General features: G+C 68.7%; 13 protein-coding genes and 1 pseudogene. 10 read left to right on the top strand and 4 right to left on the bottom strand.

Annotated features, from left to right (window positions below):
- Window positions 1-36: 36 nt before the first annotated feature.
- Together A5756_RS03605 and A5756_RS03600 are read right to left on the bottom strand one after the other, a co-directional pair.
- Complete coding sequence (locus A5756_RS03605; RefSeq protein ID WP_197505448.1) at window positions 37-1260, bottom strand: RNA polymerase sigma factor; 1224 nt, start codon at window positions 1258-1260, stop codon at window positions 37-39.
- Complete coding sequence (locus tag A5756_RS03600) at window positions 1257-1619, bottom strand: YciI family protein (RefSeq protein WP_197505453.1); 363 nt, start codon at window positions 1617-1619, stop codon at window positions 1257-1259. Before A5756_RS03600 ends, A5756_RS03605 begins: the two co-directional genes overlap by 4 nt.
- A gap of 122 nt (window positions 1620-1741) precedes the next feature.
- Between A5756_RS03600 and A5756_RS03595 the strand changes: the two genes are divergently transcribed.
- The 7 genes from A5756_RS03595 (at window position 1742) to A5756_RS03570 (ending at window position 7609) form a co-directional block, all read left to right on the top strand.
- A complete protein-coding gene (locus A5756_RS03595; RefSeq protein WP_066947205.1) occupies window positions 1742-2188 on the top strand; it encodes a nuclear transport factor 2 family protein in 447 nt (148 codons plus the stop codon).
- A 69-nt stretch (window positions 2189-2257) separates the two neighbouring features.
- Window positions 2258-3238, top strand: coding sequence for a phosphotriesterase (locus A5756_RS03590; protein WP_066947203.1), 981 nt, complete (start codon window positions 2258-2260; stop codon window positions 3236-3238).
- Entirely contained in the window at window positions 3231-4721 is a 1491-nt protein-coding gene (locus A5756_RS03585; protein ID WP_066947201.1) for an AMP-binding protein, read from the top strand. Before A5756_RS03590 ends, A5756_RS03585 begins: the two co-directional genes overlap by 8 nt.
- Window positions 4722-5004: 283 nt before the next feature.
- Window positions 5005-5304, top strand: a complete 300-nt coding sequence (locus tag A5756_RS25235; RefSeq protein WP_231989235.1) for a hypothetical protein — start codon at window positions 5005-5007, stop codon at window positions 5302-5304.
- Window positions 5305-5306: 2 nt separating this feature from the next.
- Window positions 5307-5804, top strand: a complete 498-nt coding sequence (locus A5756_RS03580; protein ID WP_066947198.1) for a hypothetical protein — start codon at window positions 5307-5309, stop codon at window positions 5802-5804.
- 682 nt (window positions 5805-6486) lie between these two features.
- Entirely contained in the window at window positions 6487-6900 is a 414-nt protein-coding gene (locus A5756_RS03575) for a hypothetical protein (protein ID WP_066947194.1), read from the top strand.
- A 232-nt stretch (window positions 6901-7132) separates the two neighbouring features.
- Window positions 7133-7609: a YbjN domain-containing protein gene (locus A5756_RS03570; RefSeq protein WP_066947191.1), complete on the top strand. Its 477-nt coding sequence runs from the start codon at window positions 7133-7135 to the stop codon at window positions 7607-7609.
- On the opposite strand, the pseudogene A5756_RS03565 reads toward A5756_RS03570, so the two are convergent.
- Window positions 7606-8809: pseudogene (locus A5756_RS03565) on the bottom strand (acyltransferase family protein). The gene A5756_RS03570 and the pseudogene A5756_RS03565 sit on opposite strands and share 4 nt — an antisense overlap.
- A 154-nt stretch (window positions 8810-8963) precedes the next feature.
- Between A5756_RS03565 and A5756_RS03560 the strand changes: the two are divergent.
- The gene (locus tag A5756_RS03560; RefSeq protein WP_197505732.1) at window positions 8964-10241 is read left to right on the top strand and encodes a DUF3068 domain-containing protein; all 1278 of its coding nucleotides are present in this window, start codon (window positions 8964-8966) and stop codon (window positions 10239-10241) included.
- 8 nt (window positions 10242-10249) lie between these two features.
- Window positions 10250-11983, top strand: a complete 1734-nt coding sequence (locus A5756_RS03555) for a hypothetical protein (protein ID WP_066947186.1) — start codon at window positions 10250-10252, stop codon at window positions 11981-11983.
- A gap of 17 nt (window positions 11984-12000) precedes the next feature.
- Here the strand turns inward: A5756_RS03555 and A5756_RS03550 are convergent, their stop codons facing one another.
- The gene (locus A5756_RS03550; RefSeq protein WP_066947183.1) at window positions 12001-13155 is read right to left on the bottom strand and encodes a glycosyltransferase family 4 protein; all 1155 of its coding nucleotides are present in this window, start codon (window positions 13153-13155) and stop codon (window positions 12001-12003) included.
- A gap of 123 nt (window positions 13156-13278) precedes the next feature.
- Here A5756_RS03550 and A5756_RS03545 point away from each other — a divergent pair, with 123 nt between their 5' ends.
- The gene (locus A5756_RS03545; RefSeq protein WP_066947181.1) at window positions 13279-14046 is read left to right on the top strand and encodes a class I SAM-dependent methyltransferase; all 768 of its coding nucleotides are present in this window, start codon (window positions 13279-13281) and stop codon (window positions 14044-14046) included.
- Window position 14047: the final 1 nt, after the last annotated feature.

The raw sequence follows: 14047 nt of genomic DNA, 5'->3' as shown, positions 1-14047 counted from the left end.
CCGCGGGGGCCGTCGGGGCGGACCGGAAAAAGTGGCTCATTGCGTCACGCGGGAGAGCAGATATCGCCGCTCGGGCAGGCTGCGGGTGCGCTGGGCCGCGCGAAGGTAGTGCTCTCGGGCCGCTTCCCGGTCACCGAGTTCGTCGAGCAGATGGGCCCGCACCGCGTCGACGCGGTGGTGTCCGTGCAGAGCGGGATCCGCCGCCGCGGCGTCGAGTTCGAGCAGGGCGGCCGCGGGACCCTGCACCATCGCGACGGCGACAGTTCGATTGAGCGCGACCATCGGCCCTGGCGCCAGGGCTAAGAGCACGTCATACAACGCGAGGATCTGCGGCCAGTCGGTCGCGTCGGCGCTGGCGGCCTCGTCATGTACCGCGGCGATCGCCGCCTGCAGCTGGTAGGGACCCGGCGCGGCGACCGGCAGCGTCGCCTCGATGATCGCGACGCCCTCGGCAATAACGGTCCGGTCCCACAGCCGGCGGTCCTGTTCGGCCAGCGGGACCAGCGATCCATCTGGTCCGGTGCGCGCGGCGCGTCGGGCATCCGTGAGGAGCATGAGCGCGAGCAACCCGGCGACCTCGCCCTCGTCCGGCAGGCTCGCGCGCAGCTGACGGGTCAGCCGAATCGCTTCGGAGGTCAGCTCCACGCGGTTGAGGTTCTCTCCAGATGTCGCGGTGTAGCCCTCGTTGAAGATGAGGTACAACGTGCGGAGCACCGCGGGCAGCCGCTCGTCGCGCTCGCGCTGGTTCGGGGTGCGGAATTGGGCGCCCGAATCGCGGATGCGCGCCTTGGCCCGACTGATGCGCTGCCCGACGGTCGCCTCCGGCAGCAGCAGCGCGCGGGCGATCTCCGCGGTGGTCAGGCCGCCGAGCGCCCGCAACGTCAGCGCCACCTGCGACGGCACGGCGAGCACCGGGTGACAACACAAGAACAGCAGCGCCAACGATTCGTCGGCCTCGGCAACGGCGCCCGAGGGCGGCGTGGGCTCAAGCGCATACGTGTCTTCGCGGTGCCGACGCGCCGACTCCTTCCGCCAAGTCTCGATCAGCCGCCGCGACGACGTCGTAATCAGCCAGCCGGTCGGGTTTTCCGGTACCCCATCGGCCGGCCAGGTCACCGCGGCGGCGAGCAGCGCCTCCTGGACGGCGTCCTCGCAGTCGTCGAAGTCGCCGTACCGGCGCACGAGGACCCCGAGGACGCACGGGGCGACCTCGCGCAGCAGGACGGTGACGGCATCCTCGGCCGGCCCGGTGGAATTCACATGTCCCAGCCGCTCAGGTCGAGCACCGGCCGGACCTCGACCAAGCCCCAGACGGCATCCGGGACGCGGGCCGCGATCGCGAGGGCACGCTCCTCGCTTTCGCAGTCGACTAGAAAGAAACCGGCGAGATGTTCTTTCGCCTCGGCGAACGGCCCGTCGCTGATCATCGTCCGGCCGCCCGCGACCGTGACCCGCTTGGCCAGGGCGGGGTCCGCCAGGCCCTCGGTAGCCACGAGCTCGCCGGTGTCGGCGAGCTCGGCGCCGAGTTCGACGTGGTCGTGGCCGAACCGCGCTCGCTGCTCCTCGGGTAAGGCCTGCCATCGCTCGAGGAACTGCGGGTTGCTCTGAATCAAGATCATGTACTTCACTGCGGCCTCCATGGATTTGGATAAACACTGCGCTCCTGTGTCGAAACTGGCCAGCCGGTTTCGACACCCCACTGAAGGCTTCGCGCCGCGGAGCCCCAGAGAAGGGGACAACTATGGAGATCAGCCACGCAGGAACCGACGTCCACGCGGTACTTGAAAAGTTCGTGGCCGCGCATGCCGCCCACGACGCCGACGGCCTGTTTGCGCTTCGTTCCGACGACGTGGTGTCGTATTCGCTTGCGCCGCCGCTGCAGCAGGGGCCCGATACGCCGTATGGCACCGTGGAAGGTATCCGCGCCTGGTTCGCGGGATTTGACGGCCCCGTGCAGATCACTTTCCGCGACCCCGTGGTGAGCCAAGATGGCGATCTCGCATTCGCCCACACCCTCACAAATATGACGGTGACACCTGTAGGCCGGCACGACCCGATCTCGGTCTGGTATCGCTCGACCTTCGGGCTGCGCCGCGTCGACGGGTCGTGGCGCATCGCGCACCTACATGAATCGACGCCGTTCCACATGGACGGCTCGTACCGCGCGGCCACCGACCTTCAGCCCTGAGCCGCCGATAGTTCACGGATCCGATGAGGCCGGTGTCAAACCACGCAGCGGAGTCATAGCATCAGTCACGTGTCAGAACTCAATACCGCCCGCGGCGCCATCGATACGACCGACCTCGGCGTGACGCTCATGCACGAGCACGTGTTCATCATGACCACCGAGATTGCGTTGAACTATCCCGAAGCCTGGGGCGACGAGGACAAACGGGTGGCCGACGCCGTCAGTCGGCTCAACGAGTTGAAGGCCCGCGGGGTGGACACCATCGTCGACCTGACCGTGATCGGGCTGGGCCGCTACATTCCGCGCATCGCGCGCGTCGCGGCGGCCACCGAGCTGAATATCGTTGTGGCGACCGGGCTTTACACCTACAACGACGTGCCGTTCCGGTTCCACTACGAGGGCCCGGGCGGCATGTTGGACGGCCCGGAGATCATGACGGAGATGTTCGTCCGCGACATCGAGCAGGGCATCGCCGACACCGGCGTCAAGGCCGGGATCCTCAAGTGCGCCACCGACGAGCCGGGTATCACGCCCGGCGTCGAGCGGGTGCTGCGCGCCGTCGCCCAGGCGCACAAGCGCACCGGGGTGCCGATATCCACGCACACCCACGCCGGGCTGCGGCGCGGACTCGAACAGCAGCGCATCTTCGAAGAAGAGGGCGTCGACCTGACCCGAGTGGTCATCGGCCATTCCGGTGACAGCACCGACATCGGGTACCTCGAGGAGCTCATCGCCGCGGGCTCGTATCTCGGGATGGACCGGTTCGGTTTAGACGTGATCTCGCCGTTCGAGGAGCGGGTGAAGATCGTGGCACAGATGTGCGAGCGGGGGCACGCCGACAAGATGGTGCTCTCGCACGACGCCAACTGCTATTTCGACGCGCTGCCCGAAGAGCTCGTGCCGCAGATGGCGCCGAACTGGCATTACCTGCACATCCACAACGACGTCATCCCAGCGCTCAAAGAACGCGGCGTCACCGACGAGCAACTGAAAACCATGTTGGTCGATAACCCCCGCCGCATCTTCGAGCGGCAGGGCGCATATGAGTGAGCCGGTCCCGCCGATCGGCACCCAGATCGCGGCGCTGGCCGAACTCGCCCCCGACGAGCCCGCCGTCACCTGCGACGGCCTAACGCTCACCCGCGCCGAACTCGACCGTTCGACGAACCGGTTGGCCCGCGCCTACGCCGACCGCGGCGTCGGCGTCGGCGACTACGTGACCATGGTGCTGCCCAACTCCGTGGAGTGGATCCAGGCCGCGGTGGCGTGCTGGAAGCTGGGCGCGGTGCCCCAGCCGCTGTCGGCGCGGTTGCCGGACGCGGAGCTGCGGGGGCTGCTGGACCTGCGACCACCGGCCCTGCTGGTGGGCCGTGATCACCCCCAAATGCCCAGCGTCCCAGCCGGTTTCACGCCCGGCCCGGAATGCTCCGACGCGCCGCTGCCGGAAGCGGTATCGCCGGTGTGGAAAGCGATGGGGTCCGGCGGCAGCACCGGCCGGCCCAAGCTCATCGAATCCGCGGGCGACACCCGGATACCGGCGGCCATCGGCTATCCGCTGGGTGCGCAGCCCGGCGACACCACGCTGGTCCCGATCCCGCTGTCCCACAACACCGGGTTCACCACCGCGACCATCGCGCTGCTGATGCGCCATCACCTCGTCGTGATGAGCCGGTTCGACCCGCACCAATTCCTGCGGCTGATCACCGACCACCGCGTCACGTTCCTGACCACGGTGCCGACCATCATGCAGCGGACGCTGCCCGCCTACCACGCCGACCCCGGGTCCTACGACCTGTCGTCGCTGCGCCGGTTCTGGCACATGGGGGCGCCGTGCCCGCCGGCGATCAAGCAGGCCTGGATCGACCTGCTGGGCCCCGAGGTCGTCTGGGAACTCTACGGCGGCACCGAATTACAGGCGCTCACCTTCATCTCCGGCGACCAGTGGCTCACCCACCGCGGCTCGGTCGGCGTCGTGGTCGCCGGGGAGATGCAGGTGCTCGACGACGACGGCAACCCTTGTTCGCCCGGCGTGGTCGGCGAGATCTACATGCGGCCCGGCCCCGGCAGCGCGCCCACCTACCGCTACGTCGGCGCCACGGCCAAGTCCCGCGATGGCTGGGATTCGCTTGGCGATCTTGGCCATTTCGACGCCGACGGCTTTCTCTACCTGTCGGACCGCCGGGTGGACATGTTCACCGTCGGTGGCCGCAACGTCTACCCCGCCGAGATCGAGAACGCCTTGTCGGCGCACCCGGACGTGCTGTCCTGCCTCGTCGTCGGTGTGCCCGACCCGAACTCGGGCGACCTGGGTCAGGTGCCGTACGCGCTGGTGCACGCGGCAGAGGGTTCCACCCTGGACGCCGCGGGCGTACAGCAATTCCTGCGCGAACGCATCGCCGGGTACAAGGTGCCGCCCACCCCCGACTTCATCGAGTTCGTCGACGCCCCGTTGCGCGACGACGCGGGCAAGGCCCGGCGGTCGGCGGTCCGCGCCGAGATCATCGCCCGACTGCAGGCGCCGGAAGCGAGCTGACGTCTGTAGTCCGCCTTACATCGGCCAGTTGATTGGGCTGTTCTGCGTTCGGTGTTTACGAGCTACGTGCTAGATGGTCATCAGTGTGCATATTCGGGGGTTCGGCATCTCTCGCCCTACTGCGCCATGCCGAAACGGATACACGGCACAACCAGTCGCTCTGTAGCCAGCTTGGCGGCTTAACGACATGAAAGGTCCCGCGCACGCTGCGAGATGAGGCGGCAATGCATGAGCGGTCACGGTGACTGGCCCACACCGACGTCACTTGCCTAAACTTTTGTTCGTGCATGAGATATTACGGATGCATACAGCGAGTTTGCAGGCGATGGCCACCCGCTGGGCCGCCTCTGCTGAGGCACTAAACGCGACGGCGTCGCCGGCCAATCTCGGCTTTTCGTGGCAGCCCAGCACGACCGCAGTCAATGCCGCCCACGCCGAAGTCACTGTCTTCGCCACGGCATTGGCCACGCGGGTAAGTTCTTGCGCTACGCACGTCGCTGAAGCAGACACCCGCTACCTTGCCAACGAGGCTCAAGCGGCTAATCGTCTGGCCTCTGTGGTGCAAGCGGTGACCAGCGTGTAGCGATGGCCGCGGTCGCAGTGGTTCCTGGCCTGTCAGCGCTGTTAGCCTGGCCCACTGACCATCTCACCGATGCGGCAGCCCAATGGGAGACCGTTGCCGAGCGCAGCTATGCACTGTCCCACCAGGTGTGGCGGGAAGCCGTCTCGGTCGATTGGCGAGGTGAAGCCGCCGATGCGGTGCGCGTCGCGACGCACGCTGACATGCGAACCACCAGCGCAGCAGCCGACCAGCTACAGGCGGCGGCCCGTGTCGCGCGCAACGCGTCCTCGGATTTGCACGCGGCCCGCTCCCGCCTCCGCTATGCCGTACAAGTTGCCCAGACTGCGGGATACGAGGTATGCGAGGACCTTTCGGTTACCGATCGCATGAGCGGCGGATCGACCTACAGCGAGCAGTTCGCCAAGGCGAAGCGCAAACACTCGCCAGCGATATCCGTCAGCGCGCTGCCCAGCTCGTCGCACTGGACCAACAGGTCGCTGGCAAGATTTCCACCGCCCTAGCTGGCATCGGCGCCAGTTTCCCGCGACACCCAGCCCTTGGCAGTCCACCGAAGGGCAGCCACGTTTACAGCGTTGACAACCACACCTTTAAAGATGACCCAGCCCGGCCGCCATGGGAGCCACCGCCACCGCCATACCCTCAAGGACCGCCTGCAGGCCCAGGATTGCCGCCTGAAGGTCTTCGCCCACGTGTCGAAGGACCACTAACCACAGGACCAGCTAGTAAGCCGAGTGTCGCGTCGAAAGGTGGCCAGAGCTTGTGGGACAAGGACGGTGGCGAGTGGCGATACGACCCCGGCCAGGATTCACGTCACTACCCGCATTGGGATTACAACCCGCACGCACAGAAATTTGATCAGTGGAGAAACGTCGGAATCAACGACCTCCCCACCCATAAGGAAGGGGTAGCTCCGCCGCGCTCGGGCACGGTCGGCACCCCGCCCGCCGCCCCAGCCCCGCAACCCGCACCCCCTGCGCCTAAACCACCAGCGCCAAAGCTCGGTGAGGGACCGATGATTGGCGGCGGACCCTCCTTCGGACCTCAAGTAGTCCCGCCTCCCCACGCCCATCCGCACTGGCTTGGTGAAACCAACATCGAAGAATGGGAGGAAGGCCCGGCCGGCAGCCACTAACACAATCTGGCCATTACGATCTTGTTTGACGGTGAGAAAGCATGGTGCTTATGAGCCTGATCTATGCCGAACTGGCCGAGAAGTTGCACTTCGGCGATGACGCGGTGTTGTTGGCCATGGACGACGCCGGGGTAAGTGAAGTGCGGGCCGCTGTGACCCAGGCGGCGCAGCATGGTTCGGCTCAACTGGACCACGGTGCGACGATTCACCAGTTTTTCATCGAACCCGGCGCAGCTGAGGTTGAGTTCCATGAAGGTCTCGTGGTCTGGCGGCTCGATGCCACCAAGGCGGAAGAAATCACGGTATTGCTGGACTCGATGATCGGTTCTGGAATTCCCGAAGGCCACCACTATGTAGATATCTCCAAGCCTGCAGACATGCTCGTCCTCTCGCGAAACGAGTACCCCCTGGAACTTCTACCTCCCGAAGCCGTATACCCCCCGCCCGCCAATTCTGCTTTTTGAGGACCGTCGGGTCAGCAGCTGCTACGTCTACCTCGCCGAGATCGCGAACACGCTGGGGCACACGGCCGACGGCTCGGTCCTGGATCCGGTTGGCGTGCAGGCGTTCTGCATGACCCGTGGCGGGCTACAAGGTGCCCCATACCCTCGAGTCCGTCCACGCAGACCTGCAGGCCGGCGAGCCGGCCTGACGCACACCAAGAATCCTCCAAGCACGCGGCCCCATCATCGGGCGATGCAGATCGAACCGCTGAGCACGGAGCTGATCGACCGTTACCTGCGATCGCGTGAGTTGCGCTTCTTCCGCAGCGGTGACGGCGAGGAGTTCATGATGCTGCCCAGCTACGAGCGCGGCAGGTTGCACGTGAACCTGCGGATCAACGGTCTGCGGCGGGACATCTTCGAGATCTCGATCAGCCCCGCCGGGCACTATGCCGCGACCGAGCGACCGCGGCTGATGGAACTGGTCAACGACTGGAATCGCGAAACCCATTGGCCCAAGGCGTTTGTGCGCGAGACCGCCCAGCCGAGCCAGGTGAGCGTGGTCGGGGAGAACGCGTACCTGCTGACCGACGGCATCCACGTCGAGGGGTTGGGCAATCTCATCCGATCGACCGTCGAGTACGGGGCCGATCTGTTCCAAAAGATCGAGCGGGCCATCTGCCTGCCGTCGGCGGACACGCTCGAGGAGTGGATGGACCGCACCGGCTAGGGCGCGATAGCGTCCGCCTCGGCGTCGGCGACTTCGTCGGTTTCGGCCGGCCTCTCACGTTTCTCCCAGCGCCGCAACGCTTCCCGGCAGGGCGACTCGACCAGCCCGTAGCTGACCGCCGCGATCGCCCACCCGAAGATCAGCGTCAGCACCAGCACCGAGGGCATCCGGCCGGTGAACGCGAACGTCCCCAGCACCGGGAACACCATGGCCAGCGCGGCCAGGTGCCACACGAACAGGCCGTAGGACCACCGTCCCAGCGTCACCATGACTGTGCTGCCGAGCAGTCGGTGACCGGTGTCGACCCGGTCCAGCACCAGCGGGGCGACGAGCGCGAACGCCACGACTGCGCCCGCCGCCGTCTTGACCGCGAACTGGGTGGCGGTGCCCGGAATAAGGCCCTCCGGGCCGGCCAGCGGGGAGGCCGCAAGCAGGTAGGCCAGCACGGCGACGACGGCCATCGGCACCCGCCGGCGTGCCCACCGGTGCGGCAGGCCGACCGGGCTGTGGACCCATTCGGCCAGCAGCATGCCCGCGGCGAACCAGGAGAAGAACGCCGGCGGCCAGTTGAGCGGGTTGGTGCCGGCCCCGGAATGGAAAGGCACCCAACCCCAGGCCCAGCTCAGCGCCGCCAGCGCAGCGATCGCCGGCACCCGCGCGCCGACCGGCAGCCGCCGGGCCAGCAACGCCAGAATCGGCAACGCCAGATAGAAGCTGACCTCGACCGAAAGGCTCCACATCTGGGTCAGCCCGCCGGTCAGGGTGAGCGGCACATAGATCTGGGTGAGGGTCAGGTTGGCCAGCCACACGGTCGGGCTGGCGTGGTCCGCGTCGGGCAGCAGCGACAAAATCACGACGACCGCCGCCAAATAGGCGGGCATGATGCGAACCACGCGAGAGCGCAGATAGTGGCCGGTGCGGGGGCTCGGTCTCAGGCCGCGTGCCGCCGCGGCGTGGCCGCGCCACAACAGGAAGCCCGACAATGCGAAGAACACCGCGACGGCCAGATCGAAGCGGCCGAACAGCCGCCCGGTGACACCGCTGGAGTGCCCGGTCTGGAACGCGACGTGCGTGACGACCACGCCCATGGCCGCGCAGGCGCGCATCCCCTCCACGGCGGGCAGGAAGCTGCGCGTCCCGCCCACCTGCCGGCCATCGGTCACCCCCACAGTCTGCATCTGATGGGTTGGGAGAACGAATGGGTACACCCGAAGCACCCGCGCGATAGCGACAGGTTCGTAAGCCGGGGCCTTACGTTCTGCTGTTAGGGTCAAACGGGTTTGCCTCGGTGCTTGCTCAGGTCGGGGTGGGTCGCGGCTGACGGCGCAAGAGAGCACTAGGAGGGCACAGCAACGTGAACCGAGCAGTCATGTTGCGGTTCGCCGCATGCGGGATCATCGGTCTCGGGGCCGCCCTGCTGATCGCCGCGCTGCTGTTATCGACGTACACCACCAGCAGGATCACTAAGGTCCCGCTCAACATCGACACCACGCTGATCAGCGACGGCACCGGAACCGCGCTGGACTCCGCATCCCTGTCGACCGATCACGTCGTCGTCAACCAGAACGTCCCCCTGGTTTCCCAGCAGCAGGTCAGCGTCGAGTCGCCCGCCAACGCCGACGTGGTCACGCTGCAGGTCGGAACCTCGGTGCGGCGCACCGACAAGCAGAAGGACAGCGGGCTGCTGCTGGCGATCGTCGACACCGTCACCCTCAACCGCATGACCGCGATGGCCGTCTCCGACGACGCCCACACAGGCGGCTCGGTCCAGAAGCCGCGCGCCGTCAACGACGAGAACCCACCCACCGCGATGCCCCTGCGGCACGACGGGTTGTCCTACCGGTTCCCCTTCCACACCGAGAAGAAGACGTACCCCTACTTCGATCCGATCGCGCAGAAGCCGTTCGACGTCAACTACGACACCCAAGAAGACGTCAACGGCCTGACCACCTACAAGTTCACTCAGAACATCGGCTACAACGGCGACGGCAAGCTGGTGGCGCCCGTGGCGTACCCATCGCTGTTGGCCGGCAACGAGGACGCCAAGCAGACCACCTCCGCGTCGATGTGGGGCGTGCAGGGCGGTGATCCGAACGAGCAGATCACCATGACGCGCTACTACGCGGCGCAGCGGACCTTCTGGGTGGACCCCGTGTCGGGCACCATCGTCAAGGAGACCGAGCACGCCAACCACTACTTCGCCCGCGACCCGCTCAAGCCGGAGCTGACGCTGGCCGACTACAAGGTCACCTCCAACCAGGACACCGTCGAATCGCAGGTCAACGCCGCCCGCGACGAGCGCGACCGGCTGTCGCTGTGGTCGCGGGTGCTGCCGATCACCTTCACCGCGGTCGGTTTGATCGCGCTGGTCGGTGGCGGCCTGCTCGCCTCGTTCAGCCTGCGGACCGAGAGCGCGTTGACCGATCCCGGCCTGGACCGGGGTGACCAGGACTTCTTCGGCCGCACCGGGCTCGAGGAGCCGGTGCCCGGCGCCGAGGCCGAGACCGAGAAGCTGCCCACGCAGCGCCCCGGCTCGCGCGACGATCCCGGCGCGGACGCGCCCACCCTCGGCTCCGATGAGCCGCCCGACTCGGGGCCGCCCGAGCCCGCCAGTCCGCCCGAACGGGAGTAGCCCGCCAGGTGCGCTGGACCCGACCCGGATACGCGTTGGTCTTGGCGCTGCTGGTGGTCGGGCCGCTGCTCAAGCCCGGTTACCTGCTGCTGCGCGACGCGGTGTCCACGCCGCGCTCGTATGTGTCCGACACCGCGCTGGGCTTGACGTCGGCGCCGCGGGCGACACCGCAAGACTTCGCGGTGGCGCTGGCCTCGCACGTGCTGGACGGCGGCGTCGTGGTGAAGGCGCTCCTCGTTCTGGGGCTCTGGCTCGCGGGATGGGGCGCGGCCCAACTGGTCGCGACGGCGCTGCCCGACGCGGGCGTGGCCGGCCAGCTCGTCGCCACCACGCTGGCGATCTGGAACCCGTATGTCGCCGAGCGGCTACTTCAGGGCCACTGGAGCCTCCTGGTCGGCTACGGCTGTTTGCCCTGGGTTGCGGCGGCGATGCTAAAGCTGCGGACAGCCTCCGGTTCGTTGTTCGGGTTGGCCTTTTGGATCGCGCTGGCCGGGCTGACGCCGACCGGTCTGCTGCTCGCCGCGACGGTCGGGCTGGTGTGCGTAGCCGTACCCGGCGCGGGCCGGTCCCGCCGGGTGTGCGCCGCGGCGACGCTGGGCGCCGCGCTGGTGGCGGCGCTGCCCTGGCTGACCGCGTCGGTACTGGGCTCGTCGCTGACCTCCCACACGGCGGCGAACACGTTGGGGGTGGCCGCGTTCGCGCCGCGCGCCGAGCCGGGTCTGGGCACACTCGCCAGCCTGGCCAGCCTGGGCGGGATCTGGAACGGCGAGGCGGTGCCGATCTCGCGGACCACCCTGTTCGCCGTGGCGTCGGCCATGGTGTTGCTGGGCGTGGAGGCGGTCGGAATGCCGACGGTGGTTCGCCGCCCCGCGGTGCGACCGCTGCTCGTGTTGGCGGCGGTGGCCGTGCTGGTTCCGGCCGGGCTGGCGACCGGCCCGGGACTGCATTTGCTGGGCGCAGTGGTTGACGCCGCGCCCGGATTCGGCGTCCTGCGCGACGGGCAGAAGTGGGTGGCGCTGGCCGTGCCGGGCTACGCGCTGTCGGGTGCGGGCGCGGTGTTGGCGCTGAGCCGGTGGGTGTGGCCGGCCCTGACGGCCCCGGTCTGCTGTCTCGCGCTGATCTTCGCGCTGCCCGACCTCGCCTGGGGGGTATGGGGCCAGGTGTCGCCGGTGCAGTACCCGCGCGGGTGGACTGCGGTGGCCGCCGCGATCAACGGCCAGCCCGCGACGGTGGCGGTGATGCCGGCCGGCACCATGCGGCTGTACTCCTGGTCGGGTCGGGCGCCGGTGCTGGATCCGTTGCCCCGCTGGGTGCGCGCCGACGTCCTGAGCACGGGCGACCTGGTCATCTCGGGGACCGTCATCCCGGGCGAGGGCGCCCGGGCCCGCGCGGTGCAGCAGTTGCTGCTGGACGGGCCCGATCCGTCCGCCCTGGCCCCGGCCGGGGTGGGTTGGCTGGTCGTGGAATCGGACACCGCCGGCGACATGGGGGCATCCGCCCGCACCCTCGATGCGCTGACGCCGGTCTACCGCGACGACAACCTTGCGCTCTATCGCATCGGCGGCCACACCGCCGGGGTGTCCGCCACCGCCCGCACGGCGACGCTGATCGCCCATCTGGCGTGGCTGGCGGCGCTGATGGTGGGCGGCGCCGGCGCGGCTGTCGGCGCCTGGCGCCGCCGCGCGGTGGCCGCTCCGCTGAACAACGGCGGCGACCCGCCGACAAACGCCGCCATGGATTGAGTCTCGCGGCGCCGGGGCTACACCACGCCGCTGACCGGGTGGCCGGCCCGCACGGCCTCCAGGACCGCGCGCATGGCGTCGGCGCTTTGCCGCCAAGAGAATTCACCGCTTCGGGTGTGCGCCTTGGCGCCGAGTTGGTCGCGCAGAACGGGGTCGGAGAGCACCTGTTCGAGACGATCCACCAGTTCGGCGTGGGAGTCCACCAAGATCCCGGTCACCTCGTCAACGATCGAATCCGACAGGCCGCCCGAGGACCGGTAGCCGATGGTCGGCACCCGATGCTGGGCCGCCTCGACGACCGCCAGGCCCCAGCCCTCCTTGCGCGACGGCAGCAGCTGCACCCACGAGCTTTGCAGCACATGGTGTTTGGTCACATCGTCGACGTGGCCGTGAAACGTCACCGCGTCGGAGATGCCGAGCCGATGGACGTGGTCGACGAGCCGCTGTCGCCACCAGCCGTCGCCGACGATGTCGAGGTGCAGCCCCGGTATCCGCGGCCGGAGCTGCGCGACGGCCTCGAGAGCGTCTTCGATCTGCTTGTGCGGAACCAGCCGCGACAGCACCACCACCCGGGGCGTGGCGGCGCGCGGGCCGGACAGCGTGCGCGCGGGGGCTTCGTCGAGGCCGTTGCGCACCACCGCGATCTGCGCGTGGTCGACGCCGAGCGCCACCAGGTCGCGCGCCGACGGCAGCGACACCGTCACGTACTGGTTGCGCCGGTTCAGCCATGGCGACAGCGTCGACTCGACGAACCAGCCGAGCCGGCCGAGCGCTGGGCCGGCCACCGGCCACTGCTCGCGGTGGCAGTGGTGCACCAGCACGACGACCCGCCGGCCGTACACCAGGCGGGCGAGGAACGGCAGGCCGTTCTGGGTGTCGACGACCACGTCGGGGCGTACCCGCCGCAGGGGTCCGAGGCCCAGCCGCGCGGCAGCCATCGCGAGTAGTGCCCAGACGTAGACGGAATACCGGCCGCCGGCGCGGTCGATGCGCACGCCGTCGACCACTTCGCGGCGAGGGGCCCCGGGGTAGCGGGCGGTGCGCAGGGTGACATCGATGCCGGACGCGGCCAGCTGCGCGCCGATGCGCTGCAAGTAGGCCTCGCTGCCGCCGCCCTGCGGGTGTCCGGTATCGCGCCAGCACAGCAGGAGCACGGAGCGCAGACCAGACATCACCGGTCAGCCTATCCCGGTGACCCAGCCCGGCAACGATGCGCGTCGCGGGCGGCGGCTATTCGGTCACTCGCCGCACTGACCTGGACCGCTCGATGCACCCATGCTGCGTAGGGTTGGCCGGTGGCCGTGACCGACGTCTTCGCGCGGCGGGCGACCCTGGCCCGCGCGCTGCGGCTGCTGTCCGAATTCCGCTTCGAACAGTCGGAGCCGGCCCGGTTCTATGGCGCGCTGGCGGCCGATACCGCGGCGATGGTGGGCGACCTGTGGCTGGCCGCGACCGGCGAGACCCCCGCCGGCCGCACCCTGCTCGACGTCGGTGGCGGTCCCGGCTATTTCTCGGCCGCGTTCGCCGACGCCGGGATCCGCTACGTCGGCGTCGAACCCGACCCAAGCGAGATGCACGCGGCGGGACCCCTGCCCGCAGGCGGGGACGGGAACTTCGTCCGCGCCTCGGGCATGGCGCTCCCGTTCGCCGACGACTCGGTGGACATCTGCCTGTCGTCCAACGTCGCCGAACACGTGCCGCGGCCGTGGCAGCTGGGCGCCGAGATGCTGCGGGTGACCAAGCCGGGAGGGCTGGCCGTGCTCTCCTACACCGTCTGGCTGGGCCCGTTCGGGGGGCACGAGATGGGCCTGACCCATTACCTCGGGGGCGCCCGGGCCGCCGCCCGCTACGCCCGCAAACACGGGCATCCGGCGAAAAACAACTACGGGTCGTCGTTGTTCGCGGTGTCGGCGGCCGACGGCCTGCAGTGGGCGGCCAGCACCGGGGCCGCGGTGGCCGCATTCCCCCGCTACCACCCCCGATGGGCGTGGTGGATGACCTCGGTGCCGCTGCTCCGGGAGTTCGCGGTCAGCAATCTGGTGCTGGTGCTGCGGCCCCGATAAT

The sequence above is a fragment of the Mycobacterium sp. 852002-53434_SCH5985345 genome (assembly GCF_001667155.1).
In the GTDB taxonomy this organism is placed as follows: domain Bacteria; phylum Actinomycetota; class Actinomycetes; order Mycobacteriales; family Mycobacteriaceae; genus Mycobacterium.
The sequence above is the reverse complement of the archived record's forward strand: the minus strand, read 5'-3'. Positions and strand labels throughout refer to the sequence as shown.

Coding starts and splice junctions, on each gene's coding strand:
- A5756_RS03600 (WP_197505453.1), bottom strand. CDS start 1,619: ATGATCTTGATTCAGAGCAACCCGCAGTTCCTCGAGCGATGGCAGGCC.
- A5756_RS03595 (WP_066947205.1), top strand. CDS start 1,742: ATGGAGATCAGCCACGCAGGAACCGACGTCCACGCGGTACTTGAAAAG.
- A5756_RS03585 (WP_066947201.1), top strand. CDS start 3,231: ATGAGTGAGCCGGTCCCGCCGATCGGCACCCAGATCGCGGCGCTGGCC.
- A5756_RS03580 (WP_066947198.1), top strand. CDS start 5,307: ATGGCCGCGGTCGCAGTGGTTCCTGGCCTGTCAGCGCTGTTAGCCTGG.
- A5756_RS03575 (WP_066947194.1), top strand. CDS start 6,487: ATGAGCCTGATCTATGCCGAACTGGCCGAGAAGTTGCACTTCGGCGAT.
- A5756_RS03570 (WP_066947191.1), top strand. CDS start 7,133: ATGCAGATCGAACCGCTGAGCACGGAGCTGATCGACCGTTACCTGCGA.
- A5756_RS03550 (WP_066947183.1), bottom strand. CDS start 13,155: ATGTCTGGTCTGCGCTCCGTGCTCCTGCTGTGCTGGCGCGATACCGGA.